At 54.1% G+C, this 15,556-nt stretch carries 14 protein-coding genes and 3 pseudogenes; 10 read left to right on the top strand and 7 right to left on the bottom strand.

Translation table 11 applies throughout. The annotated features are described in order from the left end of the window. Nucleotides 1-70 precede the first annotated feature (70 nt). Nucleotides 71-325: a DdfA family disk-determining factor gene (gene ddfA / locus LDB05_RS22990; protein ID WP_226008399.1), complete on the top strand. Its 255-nt coding sequence runs from the start codon at nt 71-73 to the stop codon at nt 323-325. 158 nt (nt 326-483) lie between these two features. On the opposite strand, the pseudogene LDB05_RS22985 reads toward ddfA, so the two are convergent. Beyond that, a pseudogene (locus LDB05_RS22985) lies at nt 484-810 on the bottom strand (transposase domain-containing protein); the annotation flags it as partial. A 214-nt stretch (nt 811-1,024) separates the two neighbouring features. Between LDB05_RS22985 and LDB05_RS22980 the strand changes: the two are divergent. Continuing rightward, nucleotides 1,025-2,164 (top strand): tyrosine-type recombinase/integrase, encoded by a 1,140-nt coding sequence (locus tag LDB05_RS22980; protein ID WP_226008398.1) that lies wholly within the window; start codon nt 1,025-1,027, stop codon nt 2,162-2,164. Nucleotides 2,165-2,283: 119 nt separating this feature from the next. Next, nucleotides 2,284-2,586 (top strand): annotated as a pseudogene (locus LDB05_RS22975) (DUF7344 domain-containing protein); the annotation flags it as partial. Between the two features lie 290 nt (nt 2,587-2,876). Here the strand turns inward: LDB05_RS22975 and LDB05_RS22970 are convergent. Together LDB05_RS22970 and LDB05_RS23745 are read right to left on the bottom strand one after the other, a co-directional pair. Beyond that, nucleotides 2,877-3,155 carry a HalOD1 output domain-containing protein gene (locus LDB05_RS22970; protein ID WP_226008397.1) on the bottom strand — a complete coding sequence of 93 codons (279 nt, stop codon included), beginning with the start codon at nt 3,153-3,155 and terminating at the stop codon, nt 2,877-2,879. Between the two features lie 460 nt (nt 3,156-3,615). Continuing rightward, on the bottom strand, nt 3,616-3,732 hold the full coding sequence (locus tag LDB05_RS23745) for a hypothetical protein (protein ID WP_484549604.1): 117 nt from the start codon (nt 3,730-3,732) through the stop codon (nt 3,616-3,618). A gap of 1,076 nt (nt 3,733-4,808) precedes the next feature. On the opposite strand from LDB05_RS23745, the pseudogene LDB05_RS22965 reads away from it, so the two are divergent. Beyond that, a pseudogene (locus tag LDB05_RS22965) lies at nt 4,809-5,150 on the top strand (zinc-binding dehydrogenase); the annotation flags it as partial. A gap of 470 nt (nt 5,151-5,620) precedes the next feature. Here the strand turns inward: LDB05_RS22965 and LDB05_RS22960 are convergent. Together LDB05_RS22960 and LDB05_RS22955 are read right to left on the bottom strand one after the other, a co-directional pair. Beyond that, the gene (locus tag LDB05_RS22960; RefSeq protein WP_250160950.1) at nt 5,621-5,725 is read right to left on the bottom strand and encodes a hypothetical protein; all 105 of its coding nucleotides are present in this window, start codon (nt 5,723-5,725) and stop codon (nt 5,621-5,623) included. Nucleotides 5,726-5,798: 73 nt separating this feature from the next. Next, nucleotides 5,799-6,590, bottom strand: coding sequence for an SDR family oxidoreductase (locus LDB05_RS22955; protein WP_226008408.1), 792 nt, complete (start codon nt 6,588-6,590; stop codon nt 5,799-5,801). 771 nt (nt 6,591-7,361) lie between these two features. Here LDB05_RS22955 and LDB05_RS22950 point away from each other — a divergent pair. Further along, the gene (locus LDB05_RS22950) at nt 7,362-7,784 is read left to right on the top strand and encodes a PPOX class F420-dependent oxidoreductase (RefSeq protein ID WP_226008396.1); all 423 of its coding nucleotides are present in this window, start codon (nt 7,362-7,364) and stop codon (nt 7,782-7,784) included. A gap of 447 nt (nt 7,785-8,231) precedes the next feature. Beyond that, on the top strand, nt 8,232-10,301 hold the full coding sequence (locus LDB05_RS22945; RefSeq protein ID WP_226008395.1) for a beta-glucosidase family protein: 2,070 nt from the start codon (nt 8,232-8,234) through the stop codon (nt 10,299-10,301). 615 nt (nt 10,302-10,916) lie between these two features. Here LDB05_RS22945 and LDB05_RS22940 read toward each other — a convergent pair. Further along, nucleotides 10,917-11,270, bottom strand: a complete 354-nt coding sequence (locus LDB05_RS22940; RefSeq protein ID WP_226008394.1) for a winged helix-turn-helix transcriptional regulator — start codon at nt 11,268-11,270, stop codon at nt 10,917-10,919. Between the two features lie 89 nt (nt 11,271-11,359). On the opposite strand from LDB05_RS22940, the gene LDB05_RS22935 reads away from it, so the two are divergent. From LDB05_RS22935 to LDB05_RS22925, 3 genes are read left to right on the top strand one after another with little or no spacing between them, the layout of a single operon-like run. After that, nucleotides 11,360-12,034: an SDR family NAD(P)-dependent oxidoreductase gene (locus LDB05_RS22935; RefSeq protein ID WP_250160949.1), complete on the top strand. Its 675-nt coding sequence runs from the start codon at nt 11,360-11,362 to the stop codon at nt 12,032-12,034. Further along, complete coding sequence (locus tag LDB05_RS22930) at nt 12,034-12,525, top strand: DoxX family protein (protein WP_226008392.1); 492 nt, start codon at nt 12,034-12,036, stop codon at nt 12,523-12,525. The genes LDB05_RS22935 and LDB05_RS22930 overlap by 1 nt, the downstream gene beginning before the upstream one ends. Before the next feature lie 30 nt (nt 12,526-12,555). Further along, nucleotides 12,556-13,395, top strand: a complete 840-nt coding sequence (locus LDB05_RS22925; protein WP_226008391.1) for a VOC family protein — start codon at nt 12,556-12,558, stop codon at nt 13,393-13,395. A 277-nt stretch (nt 13,396-13,672) separates the two neighbouring features. On the opposite strand, the gene LDB05_RS22920 is transcribed toward LDB05_RS22925, so the two are convergent. Further along, nucleotides 13,673-14,302: an FAD-dependent oxidoreductase gene (locus LDB05_RS22920; RefSeq protein ID WP_226008390.1), complete on the bottom strand. Its 630-nt coding sequence runs from the start codon at nt 14,300-14,302 to the stop codon at nt 13,673-13,675. A gap of 177 nt (nt 14,303-14,479) precedes the next feature. On the opposite strand from LDB05_RS22920, the gene LDB05_RS22915 reads away from it, so the two are divergent. Then, entirely contained in the window at nt 14,480-15,556 is a 1,077-nt protein-coding gene (locus LDB05_RS22915; RefSeq protein WP_226008389.1) for a 2,3-butanediol dehydrogenase, read from the top strand.

The following is a 15,556-nucleotide window of genomic DNA, read 5'->3' as shown; positions in this document are numbered from 1 at the left end:
GCGAGACTATATAAACTCCGGAGAGGGTGAGGCCGATGAAAGACAGACACCGACGTTCAACTATCAAGTGATGACAACGGCCTTGATCGATAACAATAAGCCACCAGTAAATGCTGTAATCAAAGCCGTGGCAGAAGCAACCGACAGCGATCCACTGGACCTCCCTCCACTACGCGAGGCGATAAATCCAGACGCATTGAATACACTGTTCGATAGGTCCGAAACAAGCAGCCAAGTCCGATTCCAATACGCGGGCTTTGAGGTTATAGTGCAAGATGAGATAGTGGAGGTGGAACCACTTCAGGAAGCGTTCTACTCCAGATAAGTTACTTCTGTGCTCCGCAGGACGCAGAGTTACCGTTGCTTGCATGTTCTCCGTCGAGCTCAGATCCGCGTTCGCTACCACCCCGCGCTCATCATAGACATACAATCCACGCTCCACGCGATTCGAAGACGCTTCTATCTCGCACGCTTAGCACGTCTTCAACATGTGAGGTCGACAGAACTGAAGCTATTTCTAAGCGACGAAGTTCTACTTTTCATGTCTCTAAATATATGTTCAACAGCGTTCCGATTCCCATAGCGAACCGTCTGGAATCGGTGCCCAACTCGCTACAAGGCTATTTTGAGATACTGGGCGTAATCGGCCAGAAATACGACATCTTCCATATTATGTTTCTCGCGGAATTCCTGCAGAAACAGTTCAGTTAATGCCGTCGTTGTCGTCGGAAACAGCTGCAGATACAGGAACTCGTTCGAATCGGGAGTGATCGCAGCGTACAGCCAGTATTGCTGGCCGTCGATTCGGATATGCCGGGAAAAGATTCGATATAGCCATATATGATTTATAACTTGGAATTCTCCCGTTTACGTCTCCCAGACATCGAATATCAGCAGATGAAGTACTGGGCTCAATACACTTGATTACCTGAATAATCAAGTGTAGTTTTATGAGTGTCCACTCCCTCTGTGAATCACGAACGATGGTACCCAGCAGGAATCCGGGTCTCGAGGGTGATCGAACGTGAAATCCGAATCGACGTCGGTCGCCGACCCGCTCGAGGAGTTCCTTCGATCGAAATCGAAGGGTGGCGAGGGAAGCGGGAACTACCGGCGAAACCTCGAGCGCTGCGTCGAGGACTTCCTCGAGTGGCTCGAGGCAGATCCCCAGTCGGGGGAAGCGTTCGACGACCTGGACGAACGTACGTTCCGACGGTACGCCCGTGAGCTCACTGGACGTGATCTCGCTCCAGGAACGGTTCAGACGTATTATGCACAGGTCAGTGCCTACGTCGGCTGGTGCGTTCGGGAAGGGCTCCTCGAGGCGAACTACGCACAGCGAAACGTCGCGAAGGAACCTCTTCCGGAAAACGATGGACGTAGATCCGGGGATCAGCAGGCCTGGACTGACGAACACCGGCTGTTGATAACCCGTTACGTCGATACACGCGCTCACGATGCTGCCGACGAGAAAGGGCTGGGTGCGATCAAAGAGTTCCGTGACCGAGCGCTCGTCTACGTCCTGTGCTACTCCGGTGTGCGTGGCGGCGAAATCTTCGCTGATCCGAAAGACGATCGCCGTACTGGGCTGCGGTGGGATGACGTCTCGTTCGAGGACCGGAAGATGACCGTCCTCTCGAAGAAACAAGACTGGTCTGATCGTTCGCTGACTGAGCAGGCGATAAATCCTATGCGACGATACAAAGGTTTGCTCAGTCCCGCTGCCGATGACTGGCCGGTATTTCCGACGTTTCACCTTCCAACGCTCTACGAGACCCTTCGAACGGGACTCCGGAACGAACACGGGTGGTCAGAAGGAAAAACCGAGACGTTCGTCGATGATCTCACTGGCCAACTCGAGGTGTTCAAGTCCCTTCGAGAGTACGAGCTGGCACCTCCCTCGATCAACACTGATGGCGCTCGTCGGATCATGCGACGGCTTTGTGAGGACGCAGATCTCGAACTCGAGGGGAAACACGGGTATCTCGCCCCACACGGTGGCAGACGTGGAGCTGGCGAAGTGATGGTCCGGCAACGCGGTTTTACTGCTGCTGCTCGGCTCTTGGACAATAGCGAAGCAGTCGTGCGAAAATCCTACTCTCATATCGAAGCGAAAGAGATGGCCAAAGACGCCGGTGATGCGTTTACCGAACACGATTCGTGAACCGCAATACCGTATCGGACGGAGCGCTGTAACGCGAGCGGAGGAACTAAACGGAAGAGATCTCGAAGAGCATATGACGGGACAGATACTGAGTACGACGAAATCGATTCAAGTAATGGGACGCCCGAGAATTCTTCCGAGAATATCTCCCAGATGCTACGATATGGGACCCACAGATGGACTGGATGTACGATCAGTCGAACTGCCCCAGGATCAGTCGGTTAATAGTTGTTGATCGTAAGAAGGTTGTGATCGGTCTCTGGGACGAAGATGGCGACGGGACGAGGACGGAAATCGCATTGGTCGGACAAGGAGACACCAATCCCCTGATGCTCCTCGTTCGAGAACTGCTCGGTCCGCGGCTGGATCATCTCGACTATCAAAGTGACGATTTCTTAGGGAACCTCCCATTCAATACCTAATTGCAAGGCGTCTGGCCAAAACGGGTTCTGGAGTTACTCGAGTTGCACTCAGCATGATAGTGCATCGTTATCTGGCTTAGAGAGGTTCCGGGCCAGCGATTATTCAACTTGCCAAATTTGAATTTCCCAATTCTGATCAACCGGCGCTTCGATCCTAAAACTGCCTTCTACTTCGATATCGTTCGTTTCTGCTTCTTTTAGAACCTCTCGGAGAGCAGAACGAAGTGATTCAACGTCGTCAATCGAATTGTCGTTCAGCATAAGACGACACTAGTTTAAAACCTAATTTCCTATTCTTCGTCCTGACTGTAGACGTGAACGTGGTCGGTGGTCACCGTCACACGATACGTCATATAGGCGAACTCCAGGTAGATGTCGTCCTGGTTCTCGCCGATACTCGAGGGGGAACTGAAAACGGCATCTAACGCGTCGGGGTCGATATATTCGTAGACGGGATCCAACTCGATCGGATCACAGCCGATCACCTCCGAAACAGCGTTTATGACCGTTTGGCTCATCAGCTCGTCCTCACTGGTTGTGTACTTGACGTGGGAAGCTGTGCTTGACATCTACTCAGTACTGGGGGCTACATCATTGTGAGTCTCCGCAGTCAGCATCTGCGGCTTTAAGTGACCTCCCCTCTACGACTATCGACGATCGAGACCTTCGGACTCTGCACGAAGCATCCCGTCGACGAGGGTATATAGTCCTCGCCGTATCCGTCGGCCGAACGCAGACGAGGAGACTCCGTAGTTCTTGGCTGATTCTTCGAGTGTGACACAGCGGGGTTCGTGGGAGCACCTCGTTCGTGCGCTCGACGTGTACGCCTCGCTGAGCGGCGATTACTCCGAATTTCTCGGTGAGCTATCGAGTGCTTCCCATAGAGACGGTGAGCGCCTTCTCGATCGACGAGCCGACCGCATTGCCCACTAACCGAAGACATGGACTTCGCCTCCGCCTCCGTGCGTTGAGTTAGCAAGCGTTCGAAAGCGAGCGCCGGTTTGGTCGGGAACCCTTCTTTTAAAAGACTCAGTTGCTTCCTTCGTAACGAACGGATGCCCATACTTCCGTTTCGTGTTCTGAATCGGAGAGCAGGAGGACTTCGTCGACGAGACTCGTGCGGACGCACTCTTCCCATGCATCCATCACGGTTGTATGATACTCTTCGACGGTTTCCTCGTCAGCGCTCGGACGCCGAATGCGGCGAGCGTTAGACACGCTCATCGACCAGGCATTGCATTCAGGGCCTGAAGGTGTCGATAAGTAATCGTCAGTGAATAGGCTACTCCTTAAATTCGTACTGTCTACGCATGACAGTGATCGGATTTTCACAAGCAGGTGGCGTTCAGTGGAAGTAGATAGCTACCAAAACATCCCGGACAATTGCTCAAGTGACCGTAAGGGGGTTTTCCAGAGCCCGTAGTTCTGTTCGAAGCGTTTCATAGATACTCTTTTCGTTTTTCGGTGGTCTCGTCGCAAATCAGACTGCTCAATTTATTTTTCACTAGAATTCTACCGAAAATCACAACTTTGCTTCACTGTACAGCCAGAAGGATCCTTGAACGAACAGGCCTTCCTCGATTTCTGGTCTTAGAGTGCAAGTGATGTGCTTGCACGAAGACATCGATAGAAGGGCGTCTATAATACGTTAGCGCAACTCTACGGCCAGCGGGCACGGTCTTGAACTCACTTGAAAGAGAACGTGAGTTGCAGCTACGTTATCCAGAGAGTTGGAAGATCTGCCTATTCTTGGTTACGGTTCATCTCAGACCAGATCCGTTCTCGAATACACTCTGAACAAGCGGGCTCGTTGTCGGTAACTTGGACCAGACCGTCATGGTCGATCTCGTCACCGCACCAAACACACTCAATAGTCACCGCAGCTGGTACTGACCGTTCTCCAATTCTTTCTACCATACTGGATATCCTCTATAATATTGGTTGGTTCAGCTTGACATTGTTCAGGTTTTCCTCCTCGATGTAGGCGCCCCCACACGAGTAACTGCAAAAGTCACCGACTCTGTGAGCACCTCTGAAGGCCTTCCGTTCTATGTAGAGCCTCTCCTTGTTTTCGAGTTCTGTCTGGCAATGACTGCACTGTATCATGTCTACTTGGGAATTCATGATCTAGTAGATAAACTTTTAGAAACTACTCCAGAGTTTATTCCTACATTTTGCTCACGGAATTGATGACTGGAAGGAGTAATAATCTCGAGAGTGACGACAGCAGTGCGAATCACGTCCTCGAATGCGTTGGTGCAGAGTCCTCACTGGAGACCGCTGCCGGCGTAATCCGCCCTGGTGGTAACATCGGGTACGTCGGTGTCCCACACGTTGAAGACCCAACATTCCTCGAACCGCTGTTCTTCAGCAATGCATCGCTCACTGGTGGCCCTGCGCCCGTACGGGCGTATGCCGAGGAACTCATGGAAAATGTTCTCCAGGGAACCCTCGATCCGTCGCCCATCTTCACGAAGACCGTCGATCTTGACAGTGTTCCTGAGGGTTATCAAGCAATGGACGAGCGAGAAGAAATCAAAGTCATGGTGAGACTCAACGGGTAGGCCGTCGGAACCGGTCCCATCATCCCGTCCCGATGTGGGAGTTGAGCCGCTCTGTGTGATTCTTACCTCCAAACGATACAGTAGCTATGATTCGGCCGAGGAAAGATTTAGACATGAGACGGTGAGTTCGTCAATCGACTGCTGACGATCTCACCAGGCTAGGACACCGCTGAGCGAATTGGAGAGATCGACGAGACGATGGCGAGTCTCGCATGCACTATTACGGCAGACGAAGTCGAGGCGCTTGCTGAAGAGCTCAGTGAAGACAAGATCCTCGGACTCACCTCCTCATAGAGGAACTCGCCAAGAGCCGACTCAAGGAGATACTCGACTATGTGACGGATTGAGGACGACCGAAATAACCTCAATTCGTTCTCAAACGGTCATCGCCCAACGCTTTTGACTCCGTGAGGGTCAATTCTACTCTTCGGCCAAGCGCTCTCGTCGCTACAGCCGTATCTGGGCGGGTGTCAGCCCAGCGTCTGGTCTTCGGTACCGGGGCGTTCGACCTTGATCACGTCCGAACCGGGATCGTCGAGTTGCATCGTACAGAACCGTCCGACAAGAATTCGCAAGGCGTTGACGACGGTGAATCCGTTAGTGGATCCGAATCACCAGCTGGACCTCTTGCTACTTCTATCATAGGGCCTATAGGTTCGACCGGGCGTCGCCACCATCTACCATCACGGCCTCGCCATTAATGAATGCGGCTCGCTCCGAACTCAGGAACGCGACGATGTTCCCAAACTCCTCCGGTGGGCCGAGTTTACCCAGGGGAATATCGTCAGTCCGGGCCTTGTAGCCTGCTTCGTAACTGTCGTGCTTCCCTTTGTCAACGGAGTTCTCAATGAGATACACCATCCGGTCCGTCTCGTGGGCTCCCGGCATGACCGCATTCACCCGCACTTCGGGTGCCAGCTCCCTTGAGAGCGTCTTCTCAAGCCCAATGACACTCATCCGGACCGAATTTGACAGCACGAGGTTGTTGATGGCTTCCTTAACGCTGTTTGACGTCGAGTGGACGATCGTCCCCCCATTACCTGCTTGGAGATGCTCCGCGGCTTCGTGCACAAGGTGGACGACACTCATGACCAGCAGATCATACGCCTGCTGCCACTCATCGTCGGTTGTTTCGAGGAACGGCTTGCTGGGTGGCCCACCCGCGTTCGTGACGAGGTGGTCGAGCCCACCGAACTCGTCTACAGTCTCCTGGACGAGCGTCTCGATGTCGACTCGATTGGTTAGATCGGCCGATCGGCCGATTACCTCGCCGGTTGCCTCATCGCGGATATCAGCTACTGCTCGCTCAAGTCGATCTTCGTCTCGACCATTGACGACGACGTTCGCGCCTTCTCGGGCGAGGGCCATCGCGGCCGCTTTTCCGAGTCCGCTGCTTGATGCCGATACGAGAGCCGCGTTACCCTGGATATCCAAATCCATATGCATTATCCGGGCTGAATCATAATAATAGAGCGGATACGTCTCCATCAGAACGCACCCATCGCCGGCGCAAGGCCATTCCTCACGTGGGAAATTACGATAGATTTCAATTCCGTTCACCACCGGGTAGATCAGATACAGCGTCTCACTAACGCCGTAATTGGACGCGCTGGCGAGTTGCCAGTGGGTCCATATTCGGGCCAGCGCATTACCCAATGCCTCACGAGATGTGACCCTGAACGCGTTGTGAAAGAGTTCCGAACCCTATGTGTCCCCTCCGAGTGAATTTTTATATCCCTCTAAGTCGAGCAGTGGGGTATCCTCAACACTGAGAACCGAACTTGTGTCGGTGTGGCGCAGAACCCCGAGTCTACGACGTTCCGACAGAACCGGGCCATCACTTCGGGGTTGATGACACGAAGTGCAATTCGTCCGATACGTGTCTCTAGCGAGAGTCCGTGTAGAGTAGATTAGCTAGTCACATTCGTCACCTTAGAATCCTATATTGTGTGCGTATGACCGTTCGGTACCGCTGACTGCTACGAAAACCAGTGTAACGCCGAAAAGCGTAGCGTTCTTCAAGATATCCGTCATTTCTGACTGCCATTGTTCAGGCTCGTCTATTGACTAGAAGCCGTGCATAACAGGCGTCACCGTCAAGAAGAATGTCATCAATTATATTAGAAAATGTAAAGAAGTGCATAAGGCGGCCAATATGAGTGCAGGGAGAGGGGAACAATGGTTTTTCCCGCTTCCAAGCGACATAGGAGTATGGAGTCAATCCCTTCCGATTTCGAAGACCTCTTTGAGCGGCCGTCGTACGGCGTCCTTGCGACCCTTCTCCCCAACGGCATCCCTCACCAGACCGTCGTTTGGGTTGATTACGACGGCGAACACGTCCGCATCAACACGGCGCGCGGCCGCCGGAAGATGGCTAATGTCCAGCAGGATCCCCACATCGCGTTGTGTGTGATTGATCCAGATGTCCCGTACCGCTACCTCTCACTCCACGGTGAGGTAACGGCTGTCACCGAGGAAGGGGCGATGGACCACATCGACGCGCTCGGCCGCCGGTACCAGAACGTCGAGAACTGGTCGGATCGGTACGACGACGACGTCGTCAGAGTGATACTCGAGATCGAACCACTGGGCGTGTTCACCCGCGAGCCGTACGGCATCGAGCGAGAGGAGTAGGCCTAACACGCCCAGCAGTACATGTCACCGCGAGAGTAAGACGACCGCAAAGCCGCAGAGGACGAGCGTTGCGAAACGAATGAAGTCAGCCACTATCGGTCTGCGGCGCTGGGTATCCCTGTCTCGCGGACCCTATCTGTTCAGTCAAAGAATGGTTCGTCCATTAGTCCAGCCATCAGAGATTGCACCAATCGCTCGAAAGAGGAATGCCAGCTCAAGGGGTGCTAAACCGTGCCGAACTAGGGGAAGGGCTACAAGGTATGTGGGGCCTCGTGCCCCGCGAAATTCTGCTAACTGGGAGACGCTTTCTAATACGTCGAAATCGCCAATAATGCCACCTTCCCGAAGAGCTCAGTGGTGAGATATGTTCGCGTGTCGACTACAGCTGATTCGTCGTACGCACTCCTGGAGAAACAGTAAAGAGTGTCCGCGGAGGACGCTGTTATAATGGGCGGAGATCTCGACACTATTATAAAAAATCTAACGTTAGATGAGAAGATCCGACTCGTCCACGGAGCTGTCGACCCGCACGAGAAGGCGACGGGCTACCTTTCGGGCGTCGAACATGTCGACATCCCACCGCTGTCGCTTGTCGACGGACCGCTCGGCGTACGGGCGAGCGGAGAGCGTGCGACAGCGTTCCCCGCCTCGATCGCGCTCGCAGCATCGTGGCAACCCTCCCTCGCCCAACGGTTCGGACGAGCGCTCGCCAGGGAGACGGCCGCCCACGGCCAGGACGTCATCCTAGCACCGGGGGTCAACATCGTCCGGGTACCCCATGGCGGGCGTAACTTCGAGTACTACAGCGAGGACCCCTATCTGACCGCACGAACCGGCGTCGCCGTAATCGATGGCATTGAGTCGGAAGACGTCGCCGCAACGGTCAAACACTACGCCGCCAATAACCAAGAGACGAACCGCTATGAGGTCAGTGCAGCGGTCAGCGAGCGAGCACTACGCGAGATCTACCTGCCCGCGTTCCGCGCAGCAGTCGAAGAGGCGGACGTAACGTCAGTGATGACCGCCTACAACCGGGTCAACGGGACACACATGAGCGACCACGAGTACCTCCTCTCGAACATTCTGAAAGACGAGTGGGGCTTCGACGGATTCGTCGTCTCAGACTGGTGGGGAACTCGCAGTACTATCACGGCAGCCCGTGCGGGTCTCGACGTCGAAATGCCCGGAATCACTCTTGAGGAGTTCGTCCCCGCCGATGCCGACGTTGACGACCTTCCCGAAGCAATGCCACCAGTCCCGAACGTTCCGGCGTTGTTTGGTGAGCCCCTCCGGAAGGCCGTCGAGTCTGGCGAACTCGACGAAGCCGTCATTGACGAGAAGGTCAGGCGGGTCCTGCGGGGCATGGCTTCCATCGGCTGTTTCGATGAGTGGCCAGAGGGTGAACTCGACACACCAGTACACCGCGAACTCGCACGCGAGATTGCCACGGAGGGTGCAGTCCTTCTGCAGAACGATGACACGCTCCCGCTAGAGGACGTCAACTCGCTTGCGGTAATCGGCCCGAACGCGGATACCGCTAAACTGGGAGGTGGCGGCTCTTCGGAAGTATTGCCTTTTATTCAGACCTCGCCCGTCGATGGCCTTGACGCCAGAGACGTTTCCATCACTTTCGAACGCGGGATCCCGTCAGTGACCGAGTCGCGGGTGTTCACCGCAGGCACCGAAGAGGAGAGACCTGACTCGAGCATCAACGATGCAGTCGACGCAGCCGCGGCAGCCGACTGCGCTGTCGTGGTCGTCCAGGACGACGCGACGGAATTCCAGGACCGCCCGGATCTCGCTCTCCCTGGCCACCAGGACGACTTGATTGAGGCGGTTGCCAGGGTTGCCGACCGAGCGGTCGTCGTGCTCCGGACGAGCGGACCTGTCAGAATGCCATGGCTGGACGCAGTCGATGCCGTGCTTGAAACGTGGTACCCCGGGCAGGCCGACGGCGAGGCACTCGCCGACCTACTCTTCGGTGACGCCGAGCCCGGCGGACGCCTCCCGACAACCTTCGGGCGCTCTGTAGCCGACTATCCCACGAGCGACGATGCAGCGTTCCCCGGAGTCGACGATGTGGCCCGGTACGACGAGGGCATCTTCGTGGGCTACCGACATTTCGACGCACACGACATTAGCCCCGCATTCCCCTTCGGTCATGGACTCTCCTATACATCGTTCGTATACGGGCAGCCGTCGGTGACCGAAGATAGGGACGGATTCGCCGTGGCAGTCCCCGTCGAGAATACGGGGGGCCGTCACGGCAAGGCCGTCGTGCAAGTGTACGCCCAGAAGGCCGCTGCTCCGGTTCCAACGCCGAAACGAGAACTGGTTGGGTTTGAGGCAACGACGCTTGAGGTGGGCGAACAACGGACGCTGACAGTGTCAGTCGAGCGCTCGGACTTCGAGTACTACGACGAGCAAGCTGGCTGGACCCTCGCGACGGGGGAGAACGTGCTCTTCGTCGGCCGATCTTCGCGTGACATCCTCGCGGAGATTGATGTCTTAGTCTGACCGTTCTTGAGGGGTAACTACCGCGTCTTTGCCCGACGTGGCGCCTCCACCGGTTCCACTGAAATGTCGCTCCTTGATATCATCTGGAATCGCATCGATTACTGACCGAAACTTCAGGGCGATAATAACCTCGGCATCAGAGGGTAGCTGCCCTAAATCTCGCGAGTGGACGAACTCCGCAATGCTGTCTTCGAGGGTGCCCGAGAGTAGCGTCGGGTTGAGTGTCTTCGACCATCTCTGTGGTCCGTAGGACGCACGGGACTAGAAATACGTGTGTTTCCGAGTAATCAAAGCCAGTAGTGGCAGAAGACATAAATCCAATATTCTCATGATAGAAGAGTTCTATACCAGAAATACAGGTTTAGTGAGGGTCGAAAATTACATATCACTATACTAGAACTACAACCGTCGTTCGGACCTAGTTTCGAGATTAATCGTAACAAACAGATGGATGTCTACATAACTCACATAATATACAATGTGTACAAAACTTAAATAGTAGGGGAAATCTGTCGAACCCTAGGTTAGTCGTTTATGGCCTGCTCTCTTAGCATCTGCACAACTTCCTGAACACGTTTCTCATCAGTTTCGTCTATCGTGTGTTGACTGCCGAATTCAGAGCCAGTCATCGCCCCACTCGTCTAATACGTCGAAGACGGGACAGAGCGCACTGCCTTTCTCAGTCATCTTGTAATAGCTTGCGACCGGCGATTCGAACTCTTTCCGGTTCTCAATGAGCTCTTCGTCCTCCAAGTCGTCAAGCACGCGCGAGAGCGTGTACGAACTCGCCCCCGTCGATCGCTTGAGCTCGTTGAACCGCTTTTCGTCGCCTCGAAGATCGTTGAGGACGATGAGCTTCCACTTTGACCCGATCTCCTCAATCGACCCCACTACATTGCAAACATCTGCATTCCGTTGCTCGATGTCCGATTCTGTATCGGTTTCAGACGTCGGTGGTTGGGTCGCCATTACTTGGTTACACTATTGTTGCCTGAAGTATATATAGGTTTGGGAGCCTACTAGGTAATGTAATGGAACTACAAAACTCGACGGTGCTTGTGACCGGTGCGACCGGCAACATAGGCCCGTACGTGACGGACCAGCTCGTTGACCAGGGCGCTGATGTGATCGGCACCTACGTTACTGAAACCGAAGGAGATGATGTCGAGGATCGTGCTGAATACGCCGACGCGGTGTCATACCACCAGGTCGATCTCACCGACCAAGCTGCGGTTGAGGCCTTCGCTGAGGCCGTTACCGAGGAACACGGTTCGGTCGATCATATTGTCGGCCTCGCTGGCGGGTTCTCAATGGGCGGCATCAACGAAACCGATGGAGACGCATTCGAATCCGCACTCAGTCTCCACGCAACCACGGCGTTCCTGACGGTCAAGGCGTTCGCAGACCAGCTCAGTGAACACAGCGGTGTCGTGCTGTTTAGCTCCGACCGGGCGATTGATCCGGTGCCGGGCACGCTGGCCTACAACGTGGGCAAGGGCGCAGTCCGGACGCTAACCGAGTCGCTCGACGTCGAACTCAATACTCGCGTCAACGCGATCGCCCCGTTCCTCATCGACGTGCCGGGGAACCGGGAGGCGATGCCCGACGCTGACTTCTCCGAGTGGACAGCACCTGCGGCGGTCGTCGATGAAGTTGTTCATCTGCTCTCGAACGACGGCGTGACGGGTCAGATCATCCAGATGACTGGCGGTCAGCCGGAGCTGGAGGAATAATGGCCCAGACCATATCACGTCAACTGTCATCCGAGACGGCTGCGCTCTGGAGCACGACCCTCGTTCGACTCGCCCTTGGGATTCCGATGCTTATCGCAGGCGTCGGCAAAGTCTTCGGTGTCGGACCGAAACCGATGGGTATCTCGGGCTTTGCAGGGTTCTTGGCGAGCCTTGGCGTTCCACTTCCCACGATTGCAGCGTGGGGAGTCGGTCTCGTCGAACTTGTCGGCGGCATCTTGTTGCTAGTCGGCTTGGCCGTTCGACTCACAAGCGCGGTGATCGCCATCGACATGCTCGTCGCTACTGTCCTCTACCACCTTCCCAACGGGTATCCGGTCACGAGTAACGGTATCGAATTGACACTCACGCTAACCGTGATCGCAGTAGCGCTTGTTCTGAGTGGCCCTGGAGCATTCTCACTCCAACATGCACTGTTCGACCAGGGGGACCGCTCCCCTGACTCGTCTCAGGCGAGGGGCACAAACGGATAAGCAGCGTTCGCGTTTATTTTAACAGACTCAATGAATACAGACGTACTCCCGCAAGGAACACGGATCGGACGGACTGCGCTTCGCGTCGCCGACCTCGATGAGATGACGGGCTTCTACCAAGATGTCGTCGGCCTCAGTGTGGTCCGCACAGACGACACGAACACCGTACTCGGGGTTGACGACACGTCACTGCTCGTCCTGGAGGAAGCAGAAGATGCCCTGAAGCGTCACCGATCGGGCACCGGGCTCTACCACAATGCATTCAGAGTACCCTCACGCGAAGCCCTCGGTGACGCGCTCAGTCGGATACGAGACCACTGGCAGCTCGGTGGTGCCTCTGACCATGCCGTCAGCGAGGCGCTGTATCTCACAGACCCCGAGGGGAACGGCGTTGAGATCTATCGGGACTTCCCCCGCGACGAGTGGTCTATCGACGACAATGGGAAGATCAGAATCGGCTCCGACCGACTCGATCTCGATAGAATCGAAGCCGCTGGTAGTGGTGAACCTCGGGCACCACCGGGCACAGATGTCGGCCATGTCCATCTCGAAGTCTCCTCGATTGACACATTCAGGGACTTCTACGTAAACATCCTCGGGTTCGAAGTACAAGCAACTTGGCCAAACGCACACTTCGTGTCTGCCGGAGGGTATCACCATCACATCGGGGCGAACACATGGCATCATCGAACGGGTCCAAGCAATGGCCGAGGATTAGCCTGGTTCGAGGTAGTCCTTCCGGGGACACAGGCACTCGACGCGCTTCGAGACCGACTCATTGGTAGCCAATTTAACGTGACTGAAACGGATGCAGGTATCGTAGTCAGGGATGCAGACGAGATTGAGATTCGGTTCCGAATTGGGACCTAATTCGTGAATCATCTCCTTAGCATAGTCTAAGGTATCCCCGACGGTTTTCAGATGAGTCTCACCCTTCTGAATTGGTCGCACGTTCAGCACAATTTGTACGGCGTTATCGACTAATCGGCCCGTCGCCTACGGTAGGTGTACTTCTTGACAAGAAGTACTTACTATAGTAGATGACAGATTGACTACGTAAATGCCTCCCAGTCCACCAGATCGGACAAGCTACTACATTCGACGTTTTACGAAACCGATTGTTCGGGGACTTTGTCGGGTTAGTATTTTATTTAGGCCCAAAGCTTTCGATCTCAGCAGAGTCGGGGTCAATACCTGCTTTTTCTAGGGTTTCTTTTGCCTTGTCGACGAATCCTTTGAAGCCGAATACGTAGATCTGTTCATTAGAGACGTCAGCGAGTTCATTCAGGAGCCTTTCGGTAGTAGGGGCATGAGTGACTGACACATGATCGCTTTGATTGGAATTGAGGCGGTCAGCGTGCGGTGGGGAAGCTTCAGTGTGTATGATTCTGGCATTCTTCCCCTCATCGGTTGCCCGTTCAGCGATTCCTACAGCTGGTCCGATTCCAGGGCCTTCAGCAAGTACAACAGCATCCGTATTGCCAAGATATTGTATCTCACCATAGGGACCTTCAACTGTGATGGATTCTCCCACCTCTCGATCAACTAGCCAGGGACCCAAAGTCCCGTCAGGAGTTATAGCTACCGTTACTTCAAATGTATTCTTTACATCAGGTGAGGAGAGAGTATAATATCCTGTCTCTTCCTCTCCATCAATTTCAGCCCTCACGAGAATGAATTGTCCAGGATGTGCTTCGAAATTCGATGGCGTCACGAGTTCCAAAGCAAATGTGTCCTGTCCAACGTCGGTTATTGACTCGATCTTTACGTCTGGCATGATAGCGTATCGGCCGTCCATAATTATAATCCTTCGGGCGTTACTGATGTCGGCTCATCGAAACTTGGTGGAGACTTATCAAATCTGTTTTAGACGCTAACCGGGGTTCTTCGCCAAGAGTAGCCACAACGGACCCTCAAAAGATTTTTATCCCAATAGAATGTGTCTATTGTTGTCATGGAAGTTGCGAAATGGCATGGGCAGCAGGATGTCCGTGTAGGAGAGGACGATATCCCAGAAACGGGAAAAAATGAAGTACGGATTAAGGTCGAAGCAGCTGGTATCTGTGGAACCGATCTCCACGAGTACAAGGCAGGACCAATATTCGTTCCAAATTTCGGTGAACCCAATCCGATCACAGGTGCAGAACCGCCTGTCCCTCTCGGTCATGAGTTTGGGGGAGTCGTTGACGAAGTTGGCTCGGACGTAACAGAGTTCTCCCCAGGCGATTCTGTCGCAGTTAATCCCGGTATCGCCTGTGGTTCATGTCGATATTGTGATGAAGGGATGTACAACCAGTGTGAAAAGCTCGCATTCGTCGGCCTCTCAGCTAAATCAGGCGGGTTTGCAGAGTATGCGACAGTACCTGCCTCAAACGTCCACCGATTGCCAGACAATGTACCTACTGAATATGGGGCGTTGGTTGAACCCCTCAGTGTCTGTCTCAGAGCAGTCCGACGCGCTGGAATCCAAGCTGGTGATTCTGTAGCTGTTTTCGGAACAGGACCTATTGGACTTGGACTTGTGCTGTGTGCGACAGCGGCAGGTGCTGAACAGATTTTCGTTTCGGAGCCTCGAGATGCGCGGCGACAGCTAGCGACTGATGCTGGGGCAGATACTGTAATTGATCCAACTGAAATGGACGCCGTTGCAGAAATTACCGAGGCCACAGATGGTGGCGTAGACATAGCGCTTGAGGCAACTGGTGTTCAGCCCGGGTTCGAAGACGCCATTCAAAGTACCCGTCCAGATGGACAGGTAACCATCGTCAGTATTTCCGAAGACACCTTCGAAATCGATACTAACAGCATAGTCATACCCGAGCGTAACATCAATGGAACACTAGCATACCAAACAGGACCAATTAAAACAGAGTTTGAGCGAGTAATAAACCTCCTGAAAAAGGAGAAGATTGATCCCTCAATTCTGGTAACAGACCGCATCAATCTCAAAAATATCGTATCCGACGGATTTGAGAGACTTACTGATCCAGAAAGTAACCAAGTGAAAATACTTGTTAAACCTGAAGAATAG

Source organism: Natrinema salinisoli, assembly GCF_020405205.1.
In the GTDB taxonomy this organism is placed as follows: Archaea; Halobacteriota; Halobacteria; order Halobacteriales; family Natrialbaceae; genus Natrinema; species Natrinema salinisoli.
Note: the sequence above shows the minus strand (reverse complement) of the source record. Positions and strands in the feature narration are given on the sequence as shown.

What these genes read in the sequence shown, in the direction of transcription:
- ddfA (WP_226008399.1), top strand. Translation starts at nt 71, where the DNA reads ATGACAACGGCCTTGATCGATAACAATAAGCCACCAGTAAATGCTGTA.
- LDB05_RS22970 (WP_226008397.1), bottom strand. Translation starts at nt 3,155, where the DNA reads ATGTCAAGCACAGCTTCCCACGTCAAGTACACAACCAGTGAGGACGAG.
- LDB05_RS23745 (WP_484549604.1), bottom strand. Translation starts at nt 3,732, where the DNA reads ATGGATGCATGGGAAGAGTGCGTCCGCACGAGTCTCGTCGACGAAGTC.
- LDB05_RS22955 (WP_226008408.1), bottom strand. Translation starts at nt 6,590, where the DNA reads ATGGATTTGGATATCCAGGGTAACGCGGCTCTCGTATCGGCATCAAGC.
- LDB05_RS22950 (WP_226008396.1), top strand. Translation starts at nt 7,362, where the DNA reads ATGGAGTCAATCCCTTCCGATTTCGAAGACCTCTTTGAGCGGCCGTCG.
- LDB05_RS22945 (WP_226008395.1), top strand. Translation starts at nt 8,232, where the DNA reads ATGGGCGGAGATCTCGACACTATTATAAAAAATCTAACGTTAGATGAG.
- LDB05_RS22940 (WP_226008394.1), bottom strand. Translation starts at nt 11,270, where the DNA reads ATGGCGACCCAACCACCGACGTCTGAAACCGATACAGAATCGGACATC.
- LDB05_RS22930 (WP_226008392.1), top strand. Translation starts at nt 12,034, where the DNA reads ATGGCCCAGACCATATCACGTCAACTGTCATCCGAGACGGCTGCGCTC.
- LDB05_RS22925 (WP_226008391.1), top strand. Translation starts at nt 12,556, where the DNA reads ATGAATACAGACGTACTCCCGCAAGGAACACGGATCGGACGGACTGCG.
- LDB05_RS22920 (WP_226008390.1), bottom strand. Translation starts at nt 14,302, where the DNA reads ATGCCAGACGTAAAGATCGAGTCAATAACCGACGTTGGACAGGACACA.
- LDB05_RS22915 (WP_226008389.1), top strand. Translation starts at nt 14,480, where the DNA reads ATGGAAGTTGCGAAATGGCATGGGCAGCAGGATGTCCGTGTAGGAGAG.